A 17,777-nucleotide genomic window follows, 5' to 3' on the forward strand; every position below is an offset into this window, starting at 1 on the left:
TTATGCGTCATAAGCGCTCGGGCGAATCATCGCCCATCACAGTCGCTCGAACAGCGGCGACGGCAGCTGCGGCACCACCAGCAATTGCGGCTCGTACTCCACCGCCATCATGTAGAGGCCATAAGGTGGCGCGGTCACACCACCCTGGGTGCGATCACAGGCCGCCAACACCTGAGCCACCCACTCCGGCTCCTGCTTGCCGCTGCCCACCGCCATCAACACGCCGGCGATATTGCGCACCATATGCATCAGGAACGCGTTGGCGTTCGCTTCGATCACCACCATGTCACCGCGGCGCTGCACCTCCAACCGATGCAGGGTACGGACCGGCGACTTCGCTTGGCACTGAATACCGCGAAACGAACTGAAATCGTGGGTGCCGAGCAGATGCTGTGCGCCGGCCTGCATGCGCGCCACATCCAACGGGCGGAAATTCCAAGTCAGCTGCTCACGGAACAACGCCGGTCGCACCGGACTGTTGTAAATCAGGTACTGGTAGCTGCGCGCCCGCGCTGAGAACCGCGCATGGAATTCCTCGCTCACCGGCTGCGCCCAAAGGATGCTGATATCGTCCGGCAGATTGGCATTTGCGCCATGGACCCAACTGCGCGGCGTGCGCTCAGCGCTGGTATCGAAGTGAATTACCTGGCCGCGCGCATGCACGCCGGCATCGGTACGCCCAGCGCACACCACTGAAACCGGCTCATTGGCTACTTTCGACAGCGCAGCCTCTACCGCTACCTGCACTGAACGAATGCCACTCTGCTGTGCTTGCCAGCCACGGTAGCGGCTACCGTCGTACTCAACTCCCAACGCAATGCGGGCCATGATTTCCTCGGGACAAAAAAAAGCGACGCCGGGTGGCGTCGCTTTGCTACGCGGCAACCGGCTTGGACCGGCGCCATTTTACTGCATCAGTCGAGTTGTGCGAGCAACGTGCGTGCTTCCTGCTGCTGCGCGTCACTGCCCTCTTCTACCACTTCGCCGAGAATGTCGCGGGCACCGTCACGATCACCCATGTCCAGATAGGCCCGGGCCAGATCGAGCTTGGTAGCGTTTTCATCCGCGTCGGCGAGGAAATCGAACTCGTCATCGGTGTTCGCCGGTGCCGCAGCCACCACCTCAGGCGCTGGCGCCGCTTCCGCCGCAGCCGGCTCGTCGTCCAACTCTAGGGCGAAGTCTTCGTCACTCAGATCAGTTAGCGCGTCGTCTGGCGCCACATCTAGCGCCGGCGCCACCTCCTCTGCGCGAGCGACCGGCACATCCAAGCTAAAGTCCAGCGACAGGTCGTCATCGAGCGAGAGGTCGCTGTCCAGCTCCAGAGCCTCCGGAATATCGTCCAGTGACAGCGACACCTCCGTGTTCAAGGTGGCATCGCTGGCCGGTAGGTCGAAGCTCGGTGCGTCGAGATCGAACTGCTCGTCTTCCAGATCCATGATCAGCGCCGGCTCCGCCGCATTGCTGTCCAGATTATGGCTGCTATCGCCGCCGAGATCGAATTTGAAATCCAGCTCCGACGCCGGCTCCTGCGCCACCGGGGCGGCGGAAAAGTCCTGGTCAAAATCCAGCTCGTCAGCAGCAGCCACCGGTGCAGCGAATACACGGGCCCGCAGTGCGCTGATGTGCTCGTCCAACTCGTCGTTGAGGCCAGACAACTTGGTGGCTTCTTGGCGGAACGCGGCGTCATCTTGGCTTTCTGCCAACACATCGAACAGGCGCTTTTTCAGATCGAGCCGGGTCGGTGCGGCAGCAATCGCTGTACGCAGATGGCGAACCGCCTGCGGGTACTGGCCGTAGGCAACAAAGCTGTCCACTTCTTCCAGCGGATCGGTTTCCGGCTCCGGCGCCATCTCGGGTACCACCGCAGTGACTTCGATGGCCTCAGCTTCCGGCTCGGCATCTACGTCGCCCACTACAGGCGCCAGCGTCGCCGGCTCTTCAACCACTGGTTCGGCAGCAGCGGCTTGCTTGCGACGACGTGCCAGCAACAGCAACACCAGCAGCAACGCGACGCCCCCCCCAACCGGGATCATCGGGTTCTCGAGCAGCATGTCCAACACGCTGGGCTCGGCAATCGGGGCCGGAGCCGGCGGACGCGGCGGCATCGGTTTGGCCGGCTCCTTGTCTGCGGCAACCGACTGTTCCGCAGCCGGCTTGCCGCCTGCTACGGCGCCGGGGGCTGCGGCGACCGCTTCATCCGCCGGAACAGTCCCCGCTTCTGTGGCAGCAGGTGCTGCAGCGCTGACGTCGGTGGCGGCCGTCTCAGCAGCGGATTGGTCCAGCGTACCGCTGAGCACCACTGGCGCCAGAGTCGGGTCGGTGTCGTCGCCCTGCAGTTGTTTCAGGGCCTGTTGCAACTGGGCAATCTGTGCATCGCGCAGCTGCAGCAATTGGCCGCTAGTATCCAGTTGCTCGTCTAGGTCACCAAGACGGCTGCGCAGTTCATCGTTTTCACGGCGCAGGCGGTCCAGATTCTCGGCGCGAATGGCCAGTTCGTTTTCCAGCGCCGCTGGGTCACTGCCCCGCGCCTGGGCATCACCACTGCCGGCGCCGCCATCAGTGCCTTCATCTGCCGCCACTAGCGTTACCCGGCCTTCTGATGTGGCCGGCGCCGGCGCCGTAACGGTGCTGCTGCCGGTGCCATCCAGTGGTGCCCGGGCGGCCGCGGCTGGTGCGCTCATGGCGCGCCAAGCGCGCTCCTGCTCAGCGACACTGGCGTTGGCGTCACGGGTGGTGATACGACGAATTTCTTCTTCGCTCGGCAGCCGCAACACGGCGCCTTCACGCACCAGATTGAGGTTGCCGCGAATGAAGGCGTCCGGGTTCAGTTGCTGGATCGCAACCATGGTCTGCTGCACTGACACAGCGCTGTTTGGGCGGGTGTCGAGTGCAATGCGCCACAGCGTATCGCGGGCCTGTACCTGATACCGCTCCTGCGCGGCGGCAGAACGTGTTGCGGGTGTCGCCACCGGTGCAGAAGCAGGCGCTGTCGTTGGCGCCGCAGCCGCAGTAGGAGACGGCGCCACTGCGTCGGGCTGGGCAGCAGCGGCCGGCGCTTGCGGAGCCGCCGCCGGACGCGCCGGTGTCAGTGTCGTCGGTGTAAAGGATGAGGCGTAGCTGGGCGGGTCCAGCAACACGGTGTACTCACGCAGCATGCGGCCGGACGGCCACTGGTATTCCACCAGGAAGTTCAGGTACGGCTCGCGTACCGGCTGACGGGTGCTGATTTTCAGCAAACCAGTGCCGTCGTCCATCAGTTGCAGATCAAACTGCAGCTCTGAATGCAGGCCTTGGCGCTCCACCCCCACTCGCTCGAAGTCTGCCGGCGCGGCCAGTCCGATGCACAGTTCCTCGACATCCAGCGCCTCGGTGTCGGTGAGCATCACCTCCATTTCCAAGGGCTGGTTCAGGTACGAGTGCAACGAATACTCACCGACCCCGAGGGCCAAGGCTGACAACGGCAAGGCACAGGCCAAGGTAGTCAGGCCCACGCCCGCGCCTCTCAACATGAGTTTCAACTTCATGGTTGGATCCCGATGAATTTATTGTGTCCCCACCACTGTCTGTGCAGTGATCCCCCGGGCAGTGCCGGCTATTGGGTTCAATCCTGTGCACCCCAGCGCACAGGATTGTGCCGAACTTCCTACCTTCTACCTAGAAACCAGGTCACATAATACTAGTAAGTATTCATGAGAGATGGTGCTTAATCAACAAGTCAACGATCTGCAAGGCATTGAGTGCTGAGCCTTTGCGCAGGTTATCGGTGACCAACGACAGCTGGAAACCTTGCTCACGCGACAGGTCTTTGCGCAAACGGCTGAGCCACACCATGTCGTCGCCAACGGCGTCCGTCACAGCGCTAGCCGGCTCATGATCCGGCTGCACCCGCAGCCCGGGCTGCTGCATCAGTGCGGTGAGCCATTGCTCCAGCGCCAGTGGCTGCACCGACTCACAACTGAGTGCCACATTGCAACCGTGGAAGGTCGGCACCTGCTGTATCGTTACGCTCAAGCGCAAGCCCGGCTCGCCCAGTAAGCGCAGCGTTTCCAGTGCTACGCGCAGCTCGGCGCGGGTAGCACCGCTGCCAAGCGGCTCGCCGATGGTGGGCAGCACATTGAAGGCTAACTGCCGGCCGAATACTCCCGGCTCCACCTCTTGTGCATTCATTAAGCGCGCGGTCTGGCGGGCCAGGTCGTCGACACCGGCGCGGCCGTAATGGGCCGCCGGCTCCAGCACTACCGCAGCGGCTTGCTCCAGGCCGGCCATGTTGAGCAGCGACTTCAGCGTCATCGCCAACTGCATCGAGGCCGGTGCCGGACTGGCAACAATGCCGCGATTGCGGAAGTCTTCCAGCAACTCCAGATTGACCTCCGGCACCACCAGCGGCACGTCGGTGTCGGCCGCGAACGCACCGGACAAATCCACCACCACCACACCGGCATCAGCGGCCTGCGGCGCCCACTGCAAAGCCACCGCTTCAGGTACAGCAAAAATCGCCAATTGCACGGTGCTGAAGTCGAACGACTCCAGCGCCGCAACACTGACGTAATGCTCGCGCACCTGCAGCCGTTTGCCAGCCGACTCCGCGGAGGCGACCAGCGACACCTCGCCCAGCGGCAACGGCAGCTCGTTGATCAGCTCCAGCAGGGCGCCACCGACGAGACCGGTGGCCCCCACCACGGCCAGATTGAACTGTGCGCTCATCGGCTCAGGCACCTTGCAGAATGCGCAGCATGCGGCGCAGCGGCTCCGCAGCGCCCCACAGCAGCTGGTCGCCAATCACAAACGCGGACAGATACTCCGGGCCCATGTTCAGCTTGCGCACGCGGCCGACACCGATTTCCAGGCTGCCAGTGATGGCGGCCGGGGTCAGTTCACGGGCGGTCAGGTCGCGCTGGTTCGGCACGAATTTCACCCAGTCGTTGCCGGAGCGGATGATCTGCTCGATCTCTTCCAACGGCAGGTCGCGTTTGAGCTTCATCGTCAGCGCCAGCGAGTGGCAGCGCATGGCGCCGATACGCACGCACAGGCCATCCACCGGGATCACTGGGTCGGTGCCGAGAATTTTGTTGACCTCTGCCTGCCCTTTCCACTCTTCACGGGACTGGCCGTTGTCGAGTTGCGAATCGATCCACGGAATCAGGCCACCGGCCAGCGGTGCGCCGAAGTATTCGCGCGGCACCTCGTCGCGGATGGTTTGCGCCACTTTGCGGTCGATGTCGAGGATCGCTGACGACGGTGTCGCCAGTTCCTGCTGCACGCTGTCGTGGATCACGCCCATGCCCTTGAGCAGTTCGCGCATGTGGTTGGCACCGCCGCCGCTGGCCGCCTGGTAGGTCATGGAGCTGACCCATTCCACCAGCCCTTCGCGGAACAGCGCGCCAACGCCCATCAACAGAATCGAGTTGGTGCAGTTGCCGCCGACGAAATTCTTCACACCATTGTTGAGCGCCTGGTCGATCAGCGGGCGGTTAACCGGGTCGAGCACGATGACGGCATCGTCATTCATGCGCAGCGCTGAGGCGGCATCAATCCAGTAGCCGTTCCAACCGGCAGCGCGCAGCTTCGGATACACCTCGTTGGTGTAATCACCACCCTGGCAGGTCAACACCACGTCAAGGCCTTTCAGCGCCTCGATGTCGGTGGCGTCCTGCAGCAGCGGAATGTCTTTACCCACATCGGGACCGGCTTCGCCCACTTGGGACGTGGAGAAGAACACCGGGTCGATACCGGCGAAATCGTTTTCTTCACGCATGCGGCCCATCAGTACTGAGCCGACCATGCCGCGCCAACCTACAAAACCAACTCGCAATGCCATCTGTGGTCTCCGTTTACATCGCGCGGGAGCTGTTGTCCCGATTGTCGGCGGCAGGATCTCTGCCGCCGCCCTGATCACCCGATGCGCCGATGCCAGTGTTCAGCATCGCCGCTTGGCGCCTTCGGGTGCAGGCGCCGTTGTTTAGCCGCGCAGTGCGGCGGCCACGGCATCGCCCATTTCGGCGGTGCTGACTTTGCGGCAGCCGTCAGCAAAGATATCGGCGGTGCGCAGGCCCTGTTCCAGTACCGCTTCCACCGCGGCTTCGATGGCGTCGGCCACATCGCCGCGCTCCAGGCTATAGCGCAGCAGCATCGCCAGCGACAGGATAGTCGCCAGCGGGTTGGCCATGCCCTTGCCAGCAATGTCCGGCGCGGAGCCGTGGCACGGCTCGTACATGCCCTTGCGGTCTTGATCCAGCGACGCCGACGGCAGCATGCCGATGGAGCCGGTAAGCATCGCCGCTTCGTCGGACAGGATGTCGCCGAACAGGTTGCCGGTTACCAGCACATCGAACTGCTTTGGCGCACGCACCAACTGCATGGCGGCGTTGTCGACGTACATGTGGGACACCTCAACCTCGGGGTAGTCCTTGGCCAGTTCGTTGATCACTTCCTTCCACAGTTCGGTCACTTCCAGCACGTTGGCTTTGTCCACCGAACACAAACGCTTGCCGCGCGCCATCGCCAGTTCGAATGCCACCTTGCCGATGCGGCGGATTTCCGACTCGCTGTACACATCGGTGTTGAAACCGACGCGCTCGCCGTTCTCCTCGCGAATGCCGCGCGGTTGGCCGAAGTAAATGCCACCGGTCAGCTCACGCACGATCAGGATATCCAGGCCGCTGACCACTTCCGGCTTCAGCGTCGAAGCGCTGGCCAGTTGCGGGAACAGAATGGCCGGACGCAGGTTGGCGAACAGGCCGAGCGAAGAACGCAGGCGCAGCAAACCGCGCTCAGGGCGCTTGTCGCGCTCGATCTGGTCCCACTTCGGACCACCGATGGCACCGAACAAAATGGCGTCCGCCGCGCGTGCTTTGTCGAGCGACTCTTCCGGCAGCGGATCGCCGTGCACGTCGTAAGCGGCACCGCCCACCAGCGCCTCATCGGTGGTGATATCGAGGTTGAAACGGGTCTTCGCCACGTCCAGCACTTTGATGGCTTCCGCCACGATTTCAGGACCGATGCCGTCACCGGCCATAATCAGAATCTGTTTGCTCACGTTCTACTCCAGTCGACTGCCGCAGCTTACGACAGCAATACGGGGCGGCCCGCGGGCCGCCACTTCTATCAGTCTACAAACACCCACGGCTCGCGCTGCTGGCGCGCGGCTTCATAGGCACGGATGGCGTCGGCGTGTTGCAACGTCAGGCCGATGTCGTCGAGCCCATTGAGCAGGCAATGCCTGCGGAACGCATCCACTTCAAACGGTATCTGCACGCCATCAGGGCGAATCACCACCTGCTCGGCCAGATCCACGGTCAGCTGGTAGCCTTCCTGCGCCAACACTTGCTGAAACAGTGCATCTACGTCCGCTTCCGGCAATACAATCGGCAGCATGCCGTTCTTGAAGCAGTTGTTGAAGAAAATGTCGGCAAAGCTCGGCGCGATCACGGTGCGGAAGCCGTAATCTTCCAAGGCCCAGGGCGCGTGTTCACGGCTGGAACCGCAACCGAAGTTATCGCGCGCCAACAGAATATTAGCGCCCTGGTACCGCGCAGCATTGAGCACGAAATCGGGATTCAGCGGGCGCTGGCTGTTGTCCATGCCCGGCTCACCCACATCCAAGTAACGCCATTCGTCGAACAAGTTAGGGCCGAAGCCGCTGCGCTTGATCGACTTCAAAAACTGCTTGGGAATAATCTGGTCGGTGTCCACGTTGGCACGGTCCAACGGCGCCACCAAGCCAGTTTGGGTCACATACTTTTCCATGGGGCCTCCTCAGAGCTCACGCACGTCGACAAAGCGGCCGGCAATCGCTGCTGCTGCAGCCATCGCCGGGCTCACCAAGTGGGTGCGCCCGCCGTTGCCCTGCCGCCCTTCAAAGTTGCGGTTGGACGTGGACGCACAGTGTTCACCGGCTTCCAAACGGTCCGGGTTCATAGCGAGACACATGGAGCAGCCCGGCTCGCGCCATTCAAAACCGGCGTCGATGAAGATCTTGTCCAAGCCTTCCGCTTCCGCTTGCTGTTTCACCAAACCGGAGCCCGGCACCACCAGCACTTGCTTAACACGGTCCGACTTGCGCCGGCCTTGGGCCACTTCCGCCGCCGCACGCAGGTCCTCGATGCGCGAGTTGGTGCAGGAGCCGATGAACACACGATCCACCTCAATATCGGTGATCGCCATGCCCGGCTTAAGGCCCATGTACTGGTAAGCACGCTCCATGCTGCCGCGCTTGACCGGGTCTTGTTCCTGCTCCGGCAACGGCAAGGTGGCATCCACCGGCAACACCATTTCCGGCGAGGTACCCCAAGACACCTGCGGTTTGATGTCGGCCGCGTCAATTTCCACCACGCGGTCGAACTGCGCGCCGTCGTCAGACACCAAGGTGCGCCAGTACTGCGCCGCACGCTCCCAATCCGCACCGGTGGGTGCGAACGGACGGTTCTTGCAGTAATCGATAGTCTTTTCGTCCACCGCCACCATGCCCGCACGGGCACCGGCTTCGATCGACATGTTGCAGACCGTCATGCGGCCCTCCACCGACAAACTGCGGATGGCGCTGCCAGCAAACTCAATCGCGTGGCCGTTACCACCGGCAGTGCCGATGACGCCGATGATGTGCAGCACCACATCCTTGGCGGTCACGCCCGGATTGAGGTCGCCTTCCACCTTCACCAGCATGTTCTTCATTTTCTTCGCCACCAGGCACTGGGTGGCCAACACGTGCTCCACTTCGCTGGTGCCGATGCCATGGGCGAGGCAGCCCAGCGCGCCGTTGGTGGAGGTGTGGGAGTCACCACACACCACCGTCATGCCCGGCAGTACAGCGCCTTGCTCCGGCGCCATTACATGCACGATGCCCTGACGCACATCACCAATGCCAAACTCGCGAATGCCGAAATCGCGGGTGTTGTCTTCCAGCGTTTGCACCTGGATGCGCGAGGTTTCATCGACAATGTCGGCCGCGCTCTGGAACGGCGTGGTCGGCACGTTGTGATCGATGGTGGCGAAGTTGGCCCCCACCCGCCACGGCGCGCGGCCAGCGATGCGCAGACCCTCAAACGCCTGCGGCGAAGTCACTTCGTGAATGATCTGGCGATCGATGTAGATCAAGGCAGAGCCATCGTCACGCTCGGTGACCAAGTGGGCTTGCCACAATTTGTCGTAAAGGGTCTTGGCGACCATCTGTCTCTCCCCGGCGTTAGCCTTGGTGCCGAATATCCGTGGCCAATGTAGGGCCTTGCCACCCATAAATCCAATTCATAATATTTATCCAATTGATTCCATTTTAGAATCCAAACCATGGATACCCACGCACTCCAAGCCTTCATTGCCGTGACGCAGCAGGGCAGCTTTTCCGCCGCTGCCGAGCAGTTGTTCATCACCCAGCCGGCGGTCAGCAAGCGCATTGCGTTGCTGGAAGAACAGCTGTCGGTGCGGCTATTCGACCGCATCGGTCGCCAAGTACATCTGACTGAGGCCGGCCGCGCGCTGCTACCACGCGCGCGCAGCATTCTGCGTGACATGGCCGATGCGGTGCGCGAAGTCAGCAACCTCACCGGCGATGTGTCCGGTCCGCTGCGCATCGGCACCAGCCACCACATCGGCCTCCACCGACTACCGCCGGTGCTGCGCGCGTTCACCCACAGCTATCCGCAGGTGCAATTGGACATGCACTTCATTGACTCCGAGGAAGCCTGGGAAGGAGTGCTACAAGGAGACCTCGAACTGGGCGTGGTCACCTTGCCGCCGGTGCCGGATAGCCGCCTGCGCAGCGTGCCGGTGTGGCAGGACACGCTGGTGTTCATGGCGGCGCCGGAACATCCGCTGGCGCAGGAGCGAGAGGTGACGCTGGCGATGTTGACCGAATACGATGCCATCCTGCCCTCGCCGGTCACCTTTACCCGCCGCATCGTAGAAAGCTTGTTTGACCGGCATCGTTTAACATTGTCGATTTCCATGTCCACCAATTACTTGGAAACCATCTACATGATGGTGTCCATCGGCTTGGGCTGGAGTGTGTTGCCGGCGACCATGCTCGACGGCGCAGTGCGGGAGCTGCCGGTGGCCACCGCCCTGCCCCAGCGTCAACTGGGATACGTGATGCATCCGGCACGCAGCCTGTCCAACGCAGCGCAGCACTTCCTGCACGAACTGGAACGGCACAACAACTTGTAATGAAACAATAAAACCCCGCGCGGGCGCTCGACACTGTCATCGGCGCCACGCAATGCTTCATTCACTCAAGAGGATGGTCCGCATGGTTTCCACGCAGATTGAACTGGTGTCCGAGCAACGCTGCTTCGGCGGTTGGCAACGGCGTTACCGCCATCAGTCTCAGGTGCTGGACTGCGAAATGATCTTCGCGATTTTCCTGCCCCCGCAAGCCGCAGAGCAGCCGGTACCGGTGCTGTGGTGGCTGTCTGGTTTGACCTGCAACGACGAGAACTTTGTCACTAAGGCCGGCGCTCAGCGACTGGCTGCTCGGCTTGGCATGGCCATTGTGTGCCCGGACACCAGTCCGCGCGGCACCGACTTTCCTGGCGAGCACGACAGTTATGATTTCGGCTCCGGCGCTGGCTTCTACGTAAATGCACTGGAAGCGCCGTGGCATGCCCATTACCGCATGTACGACTACGTCACCGACGAGTTGCCGCAACTGGTGCGCGCCCACTTGCCGGTGAGCGACCAAGAGGCGATCAGCGGCCACTCCATGGGTGGTCACGGCGCGCTGGTGTGCGCGCTGCGCCAACCGGGCCGCTACGCCTCAGTGTCCGCCTTCGCCCCGATCGTCAATCCAAGCGACTGCCCATGGGGCGAAAAAGCCTTTTCCGGCTATCTCGGTGACGACCGCAGCGCTTGGGCGGCCTATGACACCTGCGCCCTGATCGAGCGTGGCGACAGCCGCCAACCGTTGTTCGTCGACCAAGGGCTGGCCGACAACTTCCTCGACAGCCAACTGCGCCCCGAGCGGCTGCGTGCTGTGTGTGAGCGCCACCAGCATCCACTCGAACTGCGCCTGCATGACGGCTACGACCACAGCTATTTCTTTATCGCCACCTTCATTGACGATCACCTGCGCTATCACGCCAAACACCTTGGCTTGATTCCTGACCTGGAGTCCTAATCCGATGCCTGCTCGCCCCCACGCTCCGCAACTGCACTGGCCTTGGCGCCAAGATACCAACGCAGTATTGAGCGTGGAGGGCGATGTCTTTTTCCCCGCCATCCTCGAAGCCGTGGCCGAAGCCCGCCAGCGCATCGATCTGGAAATCTACATGTGTTCCGGTGGCGAGGTATTCGAGCAATGGCTGGCCGCGCTGAGCGCCGCCGCGGCACGCGGTATCCAAGTGCGCATGCTGATTGATGACGCCGGCAGCGAACAACTCAGCGCCGCTGACCGTGATCGATTGCAGCAGGTCGACGGCATCACTCTGCGGGTGTTCAACCCGATACGGTTTGGCCATCCCAGCCAGGCGCTGATCCGTGACCACCGCAAACTGGTGGTGGTGGACGGCGAACGCGCCTGGACCGGCGGCATGGGCCTTGATGACCACTACTCCCAACAATTGAGCGGCGACCAATCTTGGCTCGATGCCATGGTGCAATGCGAAGGCCAACTGGCGGCCGACTGGCAGGAGCTGTTCGAGCAAGCTTGGGCGCTGGCCGGTCGCGGCCCGATCAAGGGCGCCTACCGCTGGCGCCTGTATCGCCAACACATTCGCCAAGCAGTGCAGGAGCGCCCGCAACACGCTCCGGCGGCACGAGTGATCGGCGCCCGCGGCGGCCGCCGTAACCCGATCCTGCATGTGGCGCTGCAGCGGCTTGACCAGGCACAGCAGCAAATTTGGCTGTGCACCCCCTACTTTCTGCCGCCACGGCTGCTGATGCGGGCACTGGAGCGGGCCGCTCTGCGCGGCGTGAAAGTGCATTTGATGCTGTGCGGCCCGCATTCCGACCACCCGCCACTGCGCTACGCAGGGCAGCACCTGTACCAGCGGCTGATTGATATGGGCGTGGAGATCTACGAGTACGACCGCCGTTTCATCCACCTCAAAGCGATCCGCGCCGATCAATGGTGCTCGTTAGGCTCGTTCAATTTTGACCGCTGGAATTCGAGCTGGAATCTGGAAGCCAACGCCGAGTGGGATGGCGAGCCGGCGCTGCTGGCCGACCTAGACCGCCTGCAGCAGCAACTGGAACACGAGGCCATGTATGTGGACCCGCGCCGCTGGGAGCTGCGCAATCTGCGCATCCAAACCCAGCAAGCGTTGATGTACTGGGTCGGGACGCGTGGCATCAAACTACTCCGCCGCTGGCGCGGCGACTGACGCGGCTGGCCACAACGGCGGCCGCCGCCACAGTGCCTTGCCAACCCGACTGACCAGGTACAGGAACAGCAACGGCAGCAGTAACGTGCGCAGCAAAAACAACGCCATGGTACGCACTACACTGTCCACCGCGTGGTCTAGCTGCGCGCGCAGTGCCAACAACTGATCGGTATCGGTCCAGCGCCGCACTTGCTGGGTGGCCTGATCCAGCCGCTGCAGCAGGCTCTGCCACATCCCAGTTTCCGGCGTCGGTTGCTGCCACTGCGCTAACGCCGCCCGCGCCTGCTCCACCTGCCGCTCCGCCTCGCGCTGAGCCGGCGACGGCCACCAGCGCTGCCACCAGGATTGCCCGCTCTGCTGCAGCGCCAGCAAGCGCTCGGCACGAACCAAGGCGGCGGCAGCTTGCTCATGAGCGGCCACCAGCGGTGCCGGCAGTGGCGCTGAGGCAACCGGCTCCAAACCGGGCACCTGTTGCGGCAACTGCGCCAGCAGCGCCAAGTCCTGCTGCACCTGCGGCGCGATGAAGTGCTGGTCCACCCAGGCATTGAGCTGCACCACCACCAACAGCGCAAACCGCAGCAGCGCCAGCAACAACCACACCCGCAGCAACTGGCCGGCCCAACGCGGCCAGGGCCGCCACAGCGCCATCACACATGCGGCGCCCACCCCTGTCAGCGCCACTTTGAACAGGTTATCGGACACCAGCTCCAGCAGTACTTTCTGCACCACCAGCGAACCAATCGCCCACTGCATCAACAGCGCATATTGGCCCACCAACTGATTAAGCGGCTCTAGCAATTCACCCACCGTCACTTGGGCACCGCCCACTGCGGACAGCGTCAGCGTGACCGACTGCAACACCGATAGCAGCGCATTGAGCGCCCGCGCGGAAGCGAAAGCGGCGGTGGCTTGCACCAAGGAACTGTCGACATAGTCAGCCGGCAGCCGATCGATCCATGGCAGCCATGACAGCGCCACCAAGCCCACCACCACTAGCATCCAAAAGCGGCGCTGAGCCAGATTGTCATAGGTGCCCATCGGTGTTCTCCCTGCGTGTCTGCCACAGCCCGCTGCTCAGTAGCAGCGCCGTCAGCGCCATCGCTGCCGCCACCAAGAAACTGGCGGCACCAAGCGGCTGCCAGATCACTCCCGCCAGCAAAGCGCCACCGGCCCAGCCTGCGCCACTGCCAAGACTGGCATACAGCGCCTGCCCCTGTCCTGCCACCGCCGCCGGGAAACGCTGATGCACCCATGCCATGGCCGCTGCGTGGAAACAGCCAAAGGTGGCAGCGTGCAGACACTGCGCCAGCAACAGCCCCAGCAGCTGATCCCCAACCAGCGCGGTCAGGCTCCAACGCACCACCGCCAACCCCAAACTCAGACTGAGCAACGCCGCCGCCGACCAACGGCGCAGCAGCCACGGCACCAACAGGAACAGCAAGATTTCCGCTAGCACGCCCAGCGCCCACAGCGCACCGACCCAGCGGCCGGCCACCTCCTGCTCACGCAAATGAATGGTGAAGAAGCTGTAATAGGGCCCGTGAGAGGCTTGCATCAGAAACGCACACGACAGAAACAACTGCACATCGCGACGGCGCAGCCACGGCAGGATCGAGGGTTTCGCCTGGCGCTCGCGGGACGGCACTTGCGGGTCCGGCAGCAGTAACGTACTAAGCGCCAGTGCGGCCAGCATCGCCCACATGGCCACCGGGACTATCGCCACCGGTTGCACTTCCAGCAGCGCGCCCACCAGCAGCACCGCCAGCATGAAACCGAGCGAACCCCACAGCCGCACCCAAGCATAGCGGTCGCTGTCGCGGCCGAGACTTTGCAAGGTGACCACCTCGCATTGGGCCATCACCGCGTTCCAGAAAAAACTGTAGCCGATCAGGACCGCAGCAAAGCCCCACAGGCTGTCGACCAGAAACACCAATCCAAATATCAAGGTCGCGGCCAGCGCACCAAGCTGAATGATGGCGCGGCGCCGGCCACGGCGATCCGCCAGCCAGCCCCACAGGTTAGGGGCGCCGAGCTTGGTCAGGTGCGGCAGTGCTAGCAGCAAGCCGATGTGCCAATCGCTGAATTCACGCTGTTTCAGATACAGCGCCCAATACGGCGTCAGCACACCGAGCGAGGCGTAATAGAACAGATAGAAACTGGACAGGCGCCAGTACATGGCAAGCGCCCGGCGCCAGTGTGGCGCCGGGACTGTGCTCAGGCGCGGCCGGCCGGGATCGGCGGTAGCGGCGGCACCACATCGCCGCACTGGGCCCGGTGACGCAGGGCATGGTCCATCAATACCAGCGCCATCATGGCTTCCGCGATCGGCGTCGCGCGTACGCCGACGCAGGGATCATGACGGCCCTTGGTAACCACCTCCACCGCCTCGCCCTGAAGGTTGAGCGAACGGCCTGGCAGCAGCATGCTGGACGTCGGCTTAAGCGCCATCGACACGCGTACGGTCTGACCAGAGGACAGGCCGCCGAGCACACCGCCGGCGTGGTTGCTGAGGAAGCCGTCGCGGGTCAATTCATCGCGGTGCTGTTCGCCGCGCTGTTCCACCACCGCAAAGCCATCCCCCACTTCCACGCCCTTCACCGCGTTGATGCTCATCATCGCTTTGGCGAGGTCTGCATCGAGGCGATCAAACACCGGCTCGCCCCAACCGGCCGGCACGCCGGTGGCAAACACCGTCACTCGGGCGCCAATGGAAGAACCGTCCTTGCGGATGCTGTTAATCAAGGCCTCCAGCTCCGGCAGCTTGGCGGCGTCGGGGAAGAAGAACGGATTGTCGTTGACGCTGTGCCAGTCGAGCTGCTCGGCCTTGATCGGACCGATCTGGGTGACGCCGCCGTAAATGCGGATGCCGTGGCGCTGTTCCAGCCAGGCGCGGGCAATGGCGCCCGCAGCAACCCGCATCGCTGTTTCACGGGCCGACGACCGGCCGCCACCGCGGTAATCACGGAAACCGTATTTCTGGGTGTAGGTGTAGTCGGCATGGCCGGGCCGGAAGCTGGCGGCGATCTCGGCGTAATCCTTGGATTTCTGATCGGTGTTCTCAATCAGCAGCCCAATCGGGCAGCCGGTGGTGCGGCCTTCGAACACCCCGGACAGGATTTTCACCTGGTCCGGTTCGCGACGCTGGGTGGCGAACCGGCTGGTGCCCGGCTTCCGCCGATCCAGCTGAAGCTGCAGCATCGCCTCGTCCAGCTCCAGCCCCGGAGGGCAGCCATCCACGATGGCGCCCAGCGCCGGGCCGTGGCTTTCACCGAAGGTGGTGACGCGAAACATCTCTCCGAAGCTGTTGCCTGCCATCTGTCACTCTCTGCGCTGCCGGCGACCTGCAGCCGCCGGGAATGAAATGGAAACGCGGACGCGCCGCGCCACGATCAGAACTGGTGCTGCCACTGCACCAGCTGTGCGCGGTCGAGCATGAACACGCCATGCCCGCCACGTTCGAATTCAAACCAGAAGAACGGCACTTCCGGCCACTGCTGCACCACCGCTTCCCAACTGTTGCCGACTTCGACGATCAGCAGACCATCATCGGTCAGGTAATCGGCAGCGTCACGCAGCAATGCACGGGTGAAGTCGAGGCCATCATGGCCGGACGCCAGCGCCAGCGCCGGTTCGTGGCGGTACTCGTCCGGCAGCGCCGCCATATCGGCGGCATCCACATAGGGTGGGTTGGAAACAAGCAGGTCATAGCGGCCCTGCGCCGCCGCCAGTCCATCTCCCTGACGCGGGTGAACACGCTCCTCCAAACCATGCTCGCTGATGTTCTGGCGCGCCACGGCGAGGGCGTCGTCGCTGATATCCGTGGCGTCCACCTGCGCGTCCGGGAACGCATACGCCAAGGCCACCGCGATGCAGCCGCCGCCGGTGCATAAATCCAGCACCCGCTGCACCCGCTCGGCGGACAACCAGGGTTCGAAGCCCTGCTCGATCAGTTCAGCAATCGGTGAACGCGGAATCAGTACCCGCTCATCGACGCTGAATTCCAGCCCGGCAAACCAGGCGCGACCAGTGAGGTACGGCGCTGGGATGCGTTCATTCACGCGCCGCACCATCAGGCCGACGTAGCGTTCCATTTCCATCGGCAGTAGCCGCGCATCCAGCAGCCGCTGGTCCGCTGCATCCCACGGCATGCCGAGGGTATCGAGCAGCAGGCACACTGCCTCGTCACCGTACTCATTGGTGCCATGGCCGAGGAACACCTTGCCACGCCGCAGGGCGCTTTCACCCCAGCGCAGTGCATCGCGCACGGTGCGCAGTGTGGCAATGGCTTGGGCCTGCTCGTCGGCAGAGATCATGGCGGCATCCTTTGTACGGGGATCACGGGTGGCGGCAAGTACGCCGCTGGGGGGCGCAAGATTACCACAATTGGGCTTCGGCGCAGCGCTCAGCACGGGCTAGAATCAGTGCCTCCGGACCTGCAGTGGGAGCTGCCCATGCGTGATTGGCTGTTCAAGACCGAACCTGACGCCTACAGCATCGATGACCTGGCCCGCGACGGCCGCACCCGCTGGGACGGCATCCGCAATTACCAAGCTCGCAACCGGCTGCGCGACGAAGTGAACGCCGGCGATCGGGTGCTGGTGTACCACTCCAGCTGTGCGGTGCCGGCGGTGGTCGGTATTGCGACTGTGGTCGGCACCGCTGAGCCGGATCCGAGCCAGTTCGATCCCGAGTCGCCCTACTACGACCCGCGCAGCAGCCCACAGGCACCGCGCTGGGTGATGGTGACCCTGGCCTACCAGGCCCACCTGCCCACACCGGTGACGCTCAAGCAGATTAAGACCGATCCGGTATTTGCCGAGTTGGAACTGGTCCATCGCGGCCGGCTGTCGATCCAGGTGGTGGACCCACACAGTGCGGCGTTGATTTTAGAGCGCGGCGGTCTACAGCAATGACCGCTCGTAGATAAAGTCGTCCATCACGAAGCCATCGCCAATCGCTGCGCAATCCTCGCCGACACAGCGAAATCCGGCCCGCTCATAGGCGGCTATCGCTTGGCAGTTATCGCGGTTAACGCGCAGCTGCAGACGCTGGCCGCCCTGCTCTGCTGCCAGCCGGCAGGCGTATTCGAGCATCTGCTGACCCAGCCCCTGCCGGTGCCGTGACGGCAACAGGTAGAGCTTGTCGAGCGCGGCGCAGGGCCCCGGCCGCACCGACAAGTAGCCCACCGGCTCATCGTCCAGCCAGGCGAGGCGGTAACAAACTCCGTCGGCCAGCTCCTGCCGCAGTCGCTCCGGTGCATACATGCGCGCCAGCATGTAGCGGGTCTGCTGCTCGCCAATCAACGGCGGATAATGCTGCCACCAGATGGTGTGCGCCAGCGCGGCCACAGTAGCCAGGTCGGCATCCGCCACCGGGCGCCAGTGTAATGTAGCGGTCATGGTTGTCCTCGCCGTCTGTTGCAGGGAGCAATCGGCCGCGCCTATTCTAGCCACGACTTTGTCACCT

General features: G+C 63.3%; 16 protein-coding genes. 4 read left to right on the plus strand and 12 right to left on the minus strand.

The window, feature by feature from the left end:
* Nucleotides 1-36: 36 nt before the first annotated feature.
* The 7 genes from truA to leuC form a co-directional block, all read right to left on the minus strand.
* Entirely contained in the window at nt 37-828 is a 792-nt protein-coding gene (truA, locus tag AB5I84_RS07910; protein ID WP_369455311.1) for a tRNA pseudouridine(38-40) synthase TruA, read from the minus strand.
* Nucleotides 829-914: 86 nt separating this feature from the next.
* Complete coding sequence (locus AB5I84_RS07915; RefSeq protein ID WP_369455312.1) at nt 915-3,524, minus strand: motility hub landmark protein FimV; 2,610 nt, start codon at nt 3,522-3,524, stop codon at nt 915-917.
* Between the two features lie 163 nt (nt 3,525-3,687).
* Complete coding sequence (locus AB5I84_RS07920) at nt 3,688-4,704, minus strand: aspartate-semialdehyde dehydrogenase (protein WP_369455313.1); 1,017 nt, start codon at nt 4,702-4,704, stop codon at nt 3,688-3,690.
* Between the two features lie 4 nt (nt 4,705-4,708).
* Nucleotides 4,709-5,818 carry an aspartate-semialdehyde dehydrogenase gene (gene asd / locus AB5I84_RS07925; protein WP_369455314.1) on the minus strand — a complete coding sequence of 370 codons (1,110 nt, stop codon included), beginning with the start codon at nt 5,816-5,818 and terminating at the stop codon, nt 4,709-4,711.
* 141 nt (nt 5,819-5,959) lie between these two features.
* On the minus strand, nt 5,960-7,036 hold the full coding sequence (gene leuB, locus AB5I84_RS07930) for a 3-isopropylmalate dehydrogenase (RefSeq protein ID WP_369455315.1): 1,077 nt from the start codon (nt 7,034-7,036) through the stop codon (nt 5,960-5,962).
* Nucleotides 7,037-7,104: 68 nt separating this feature from the next.
* On the minus strand, nt 7,105-7,746 hold the full coding sequence (gene leuD / locus AB5I84_RS07935; protein WP_369455316.1) for a 3-isopropylmalate dehydratase small subunit: 642 nt from the start codon (nt 7,744-7,746) through the stop codon (nt 7,105-7,107).
* Between the two features lie 9 nt (nt 7,747-7,755).
* The gene (leuC, locus tag AB5I84_RS07940; protein ID WP_369455317.1) at nt 7,756-9,165 is read right to left on the minus strand and encodes a 3-isopropylmalate dehydratase large subunit; all 1,410 of its coding nucleotides are present in this window, start codon (nt 9,163-9,165) and stop codon (nt 7,756-7,758) included.
* Nucleotides 9,166-9,282: 117 nt separating this feature from the next.
* On the opposite strand from leuC, the gene AB5I84_RS07945 reads away from it, so the two are divergent.
* From AB5I84_RS07945 to AB5I84_RS07955, 3 genes are all read left to right on the plus strand, one after another.
* Nucleotides 9,283-10,158, plus strand: coding sequence for a LysR family transcriptional regulator (locus AB5I84_RS07945; RefSeq protein WP_369455318.1), 876 nt, complete (start codon nt 9,283-9,285; stop codon nt 10,156-10,158).
* Between the two features lie 82 nt (nt 10,159-10,240).
* Nucleotides 10,241-11,107 carry an S-formylglutathione hydrolase gene (fghA, locus tag AB5I84_RS07950; RefSeq protein WP_369455319.1) on the plus strand — a complete coding sequence of 289 codons (867 nt, stop codon included), beginning with the start codon at nt 10,241-10,243 and terminating at the stop codon, nt 11,105-11,107.
* A 4-nt stretch (nt 11,108-11,111) separates the two neighbouring features.
* Complete coding sequence (locus AB5I84_RS07955; protein ID WP_369455320.1) at nt 11,112-12,311, plus strand: phospholipase D-like domain-containing protein; 1,200 nt, start codon at nt 11,112-11,114, stop codon at nt 12,309-12,311.
* Here AB5I84_RS07955 and AB5I84_RS07960 read toward each other — a convergent pair.
* The 4 genes from AB5I84_RS07960 to prmB all read right to left on the minus strand — a co-directional run bounded on the left by AB5I84_RS07960 (nt 12,285) and on the right by prmB (nt 16,624).
* Nucleotides 12,285-13,349 (minus strand): hypothetical protein, encoded by a 1,065-nt coding sequence (locus tag AB5I84_RS07960; RefSeq protein ID WP_369455321.1) that lies wholly within the window; start codon nt 13,347-13,349, stop codon nt 12,285-12,287. The two genes, AB5I84_RS07955 and AB5I84_RS07960, sit on opposite strands and share 27 nt — an antisense overlap.
* Nucleotides 13,336-14,487 carry an MFS transporter gene (locus AB5I84_RS07965; protein ID WP_369455322.1) on the minus strand — a complete coding sequence of 384 codons (1,152 nt, stop codon included), beginning with the start codon at nt 14,485-14,487 and terminating at the stop codon, nt 13,336-13,338. The genes AB5I84_RS07960 and AB5I84_RS07965 overlap by 14 nt, the downstream gene beginning before the upstream one ends.
* A 38-nt stretch (nt 14,488-14,525) precedes the next feature.
* Nucleotides 14,526-15,626, minus strand: coding sequence for a chorismate synthase (aroC, locus tag AB5I84_RS07970; RefSeq protein WP_369455323.1), 1,101 nt, complete (start codon nt 15,624-15,626; stop codon nt 14,526-14,528).
* Between the two features lie 74 nt (nt 15,627-15,700).
* A complete protein-coding gene (gene prmB / locus AB5I84_RS07975; RefSeq protein WP_369455324.1) occupies nt 15,701-16,624 on the minus strand; it encodes a 50S ribosomal protein L3 N(5)-glutamine methyltransferase in 924 nt (307 codons plus the stop codon).
* Between the two features lie 138 nt (nt 16,625-16,762).
* Here prmB and AB5I84_RS07980 point away from each other — a divergent pair, with 138 nt between their 5' ends.
* Nucleotides 16,763-17,224 (plus strand): EVE domain-containing protein, encoded by a 462-nt coding sequence (locus AB5I84_RS07980; protein WP_369455325.1) that lies wholly within the window; start codon nt 16,763-16,765, stop codon nt 17,222-17,224.
* Here AB5I84_RS07980 and AB5I84_RS07985 read toward each other — a convergent pair.
* Nucleotides 17,213-17,710: a GNAT family N-acetyltransferase gene (locus tag AB5I84_RS07985; RefSeq protein WP_369455326.1), complete on the minus strand. Its 498-nt coding sequence runs from the start codon at nt 17,708-17,710 to the stop codon at nt 17,213-17,215. The two genes, AB5I84_RS07980 and AB5I84_RS07985, sit on opposite strands and share 12 nt — an antisense overlap.
* Nucleotides 17,711-17,777 lie beyond the last annotated feature (67 nt).

Source organism: Alcanivorax sp. REN37 (genome assembly GCF_041102775.1).
Classification (GTDB): Bacteria; Pseudomonadota; Gammaproteobacteria; order Pseudomonadales; family Alcanivoracaceae; genus Isoalcanivorax; species Isoalcanivorax beigongshangi.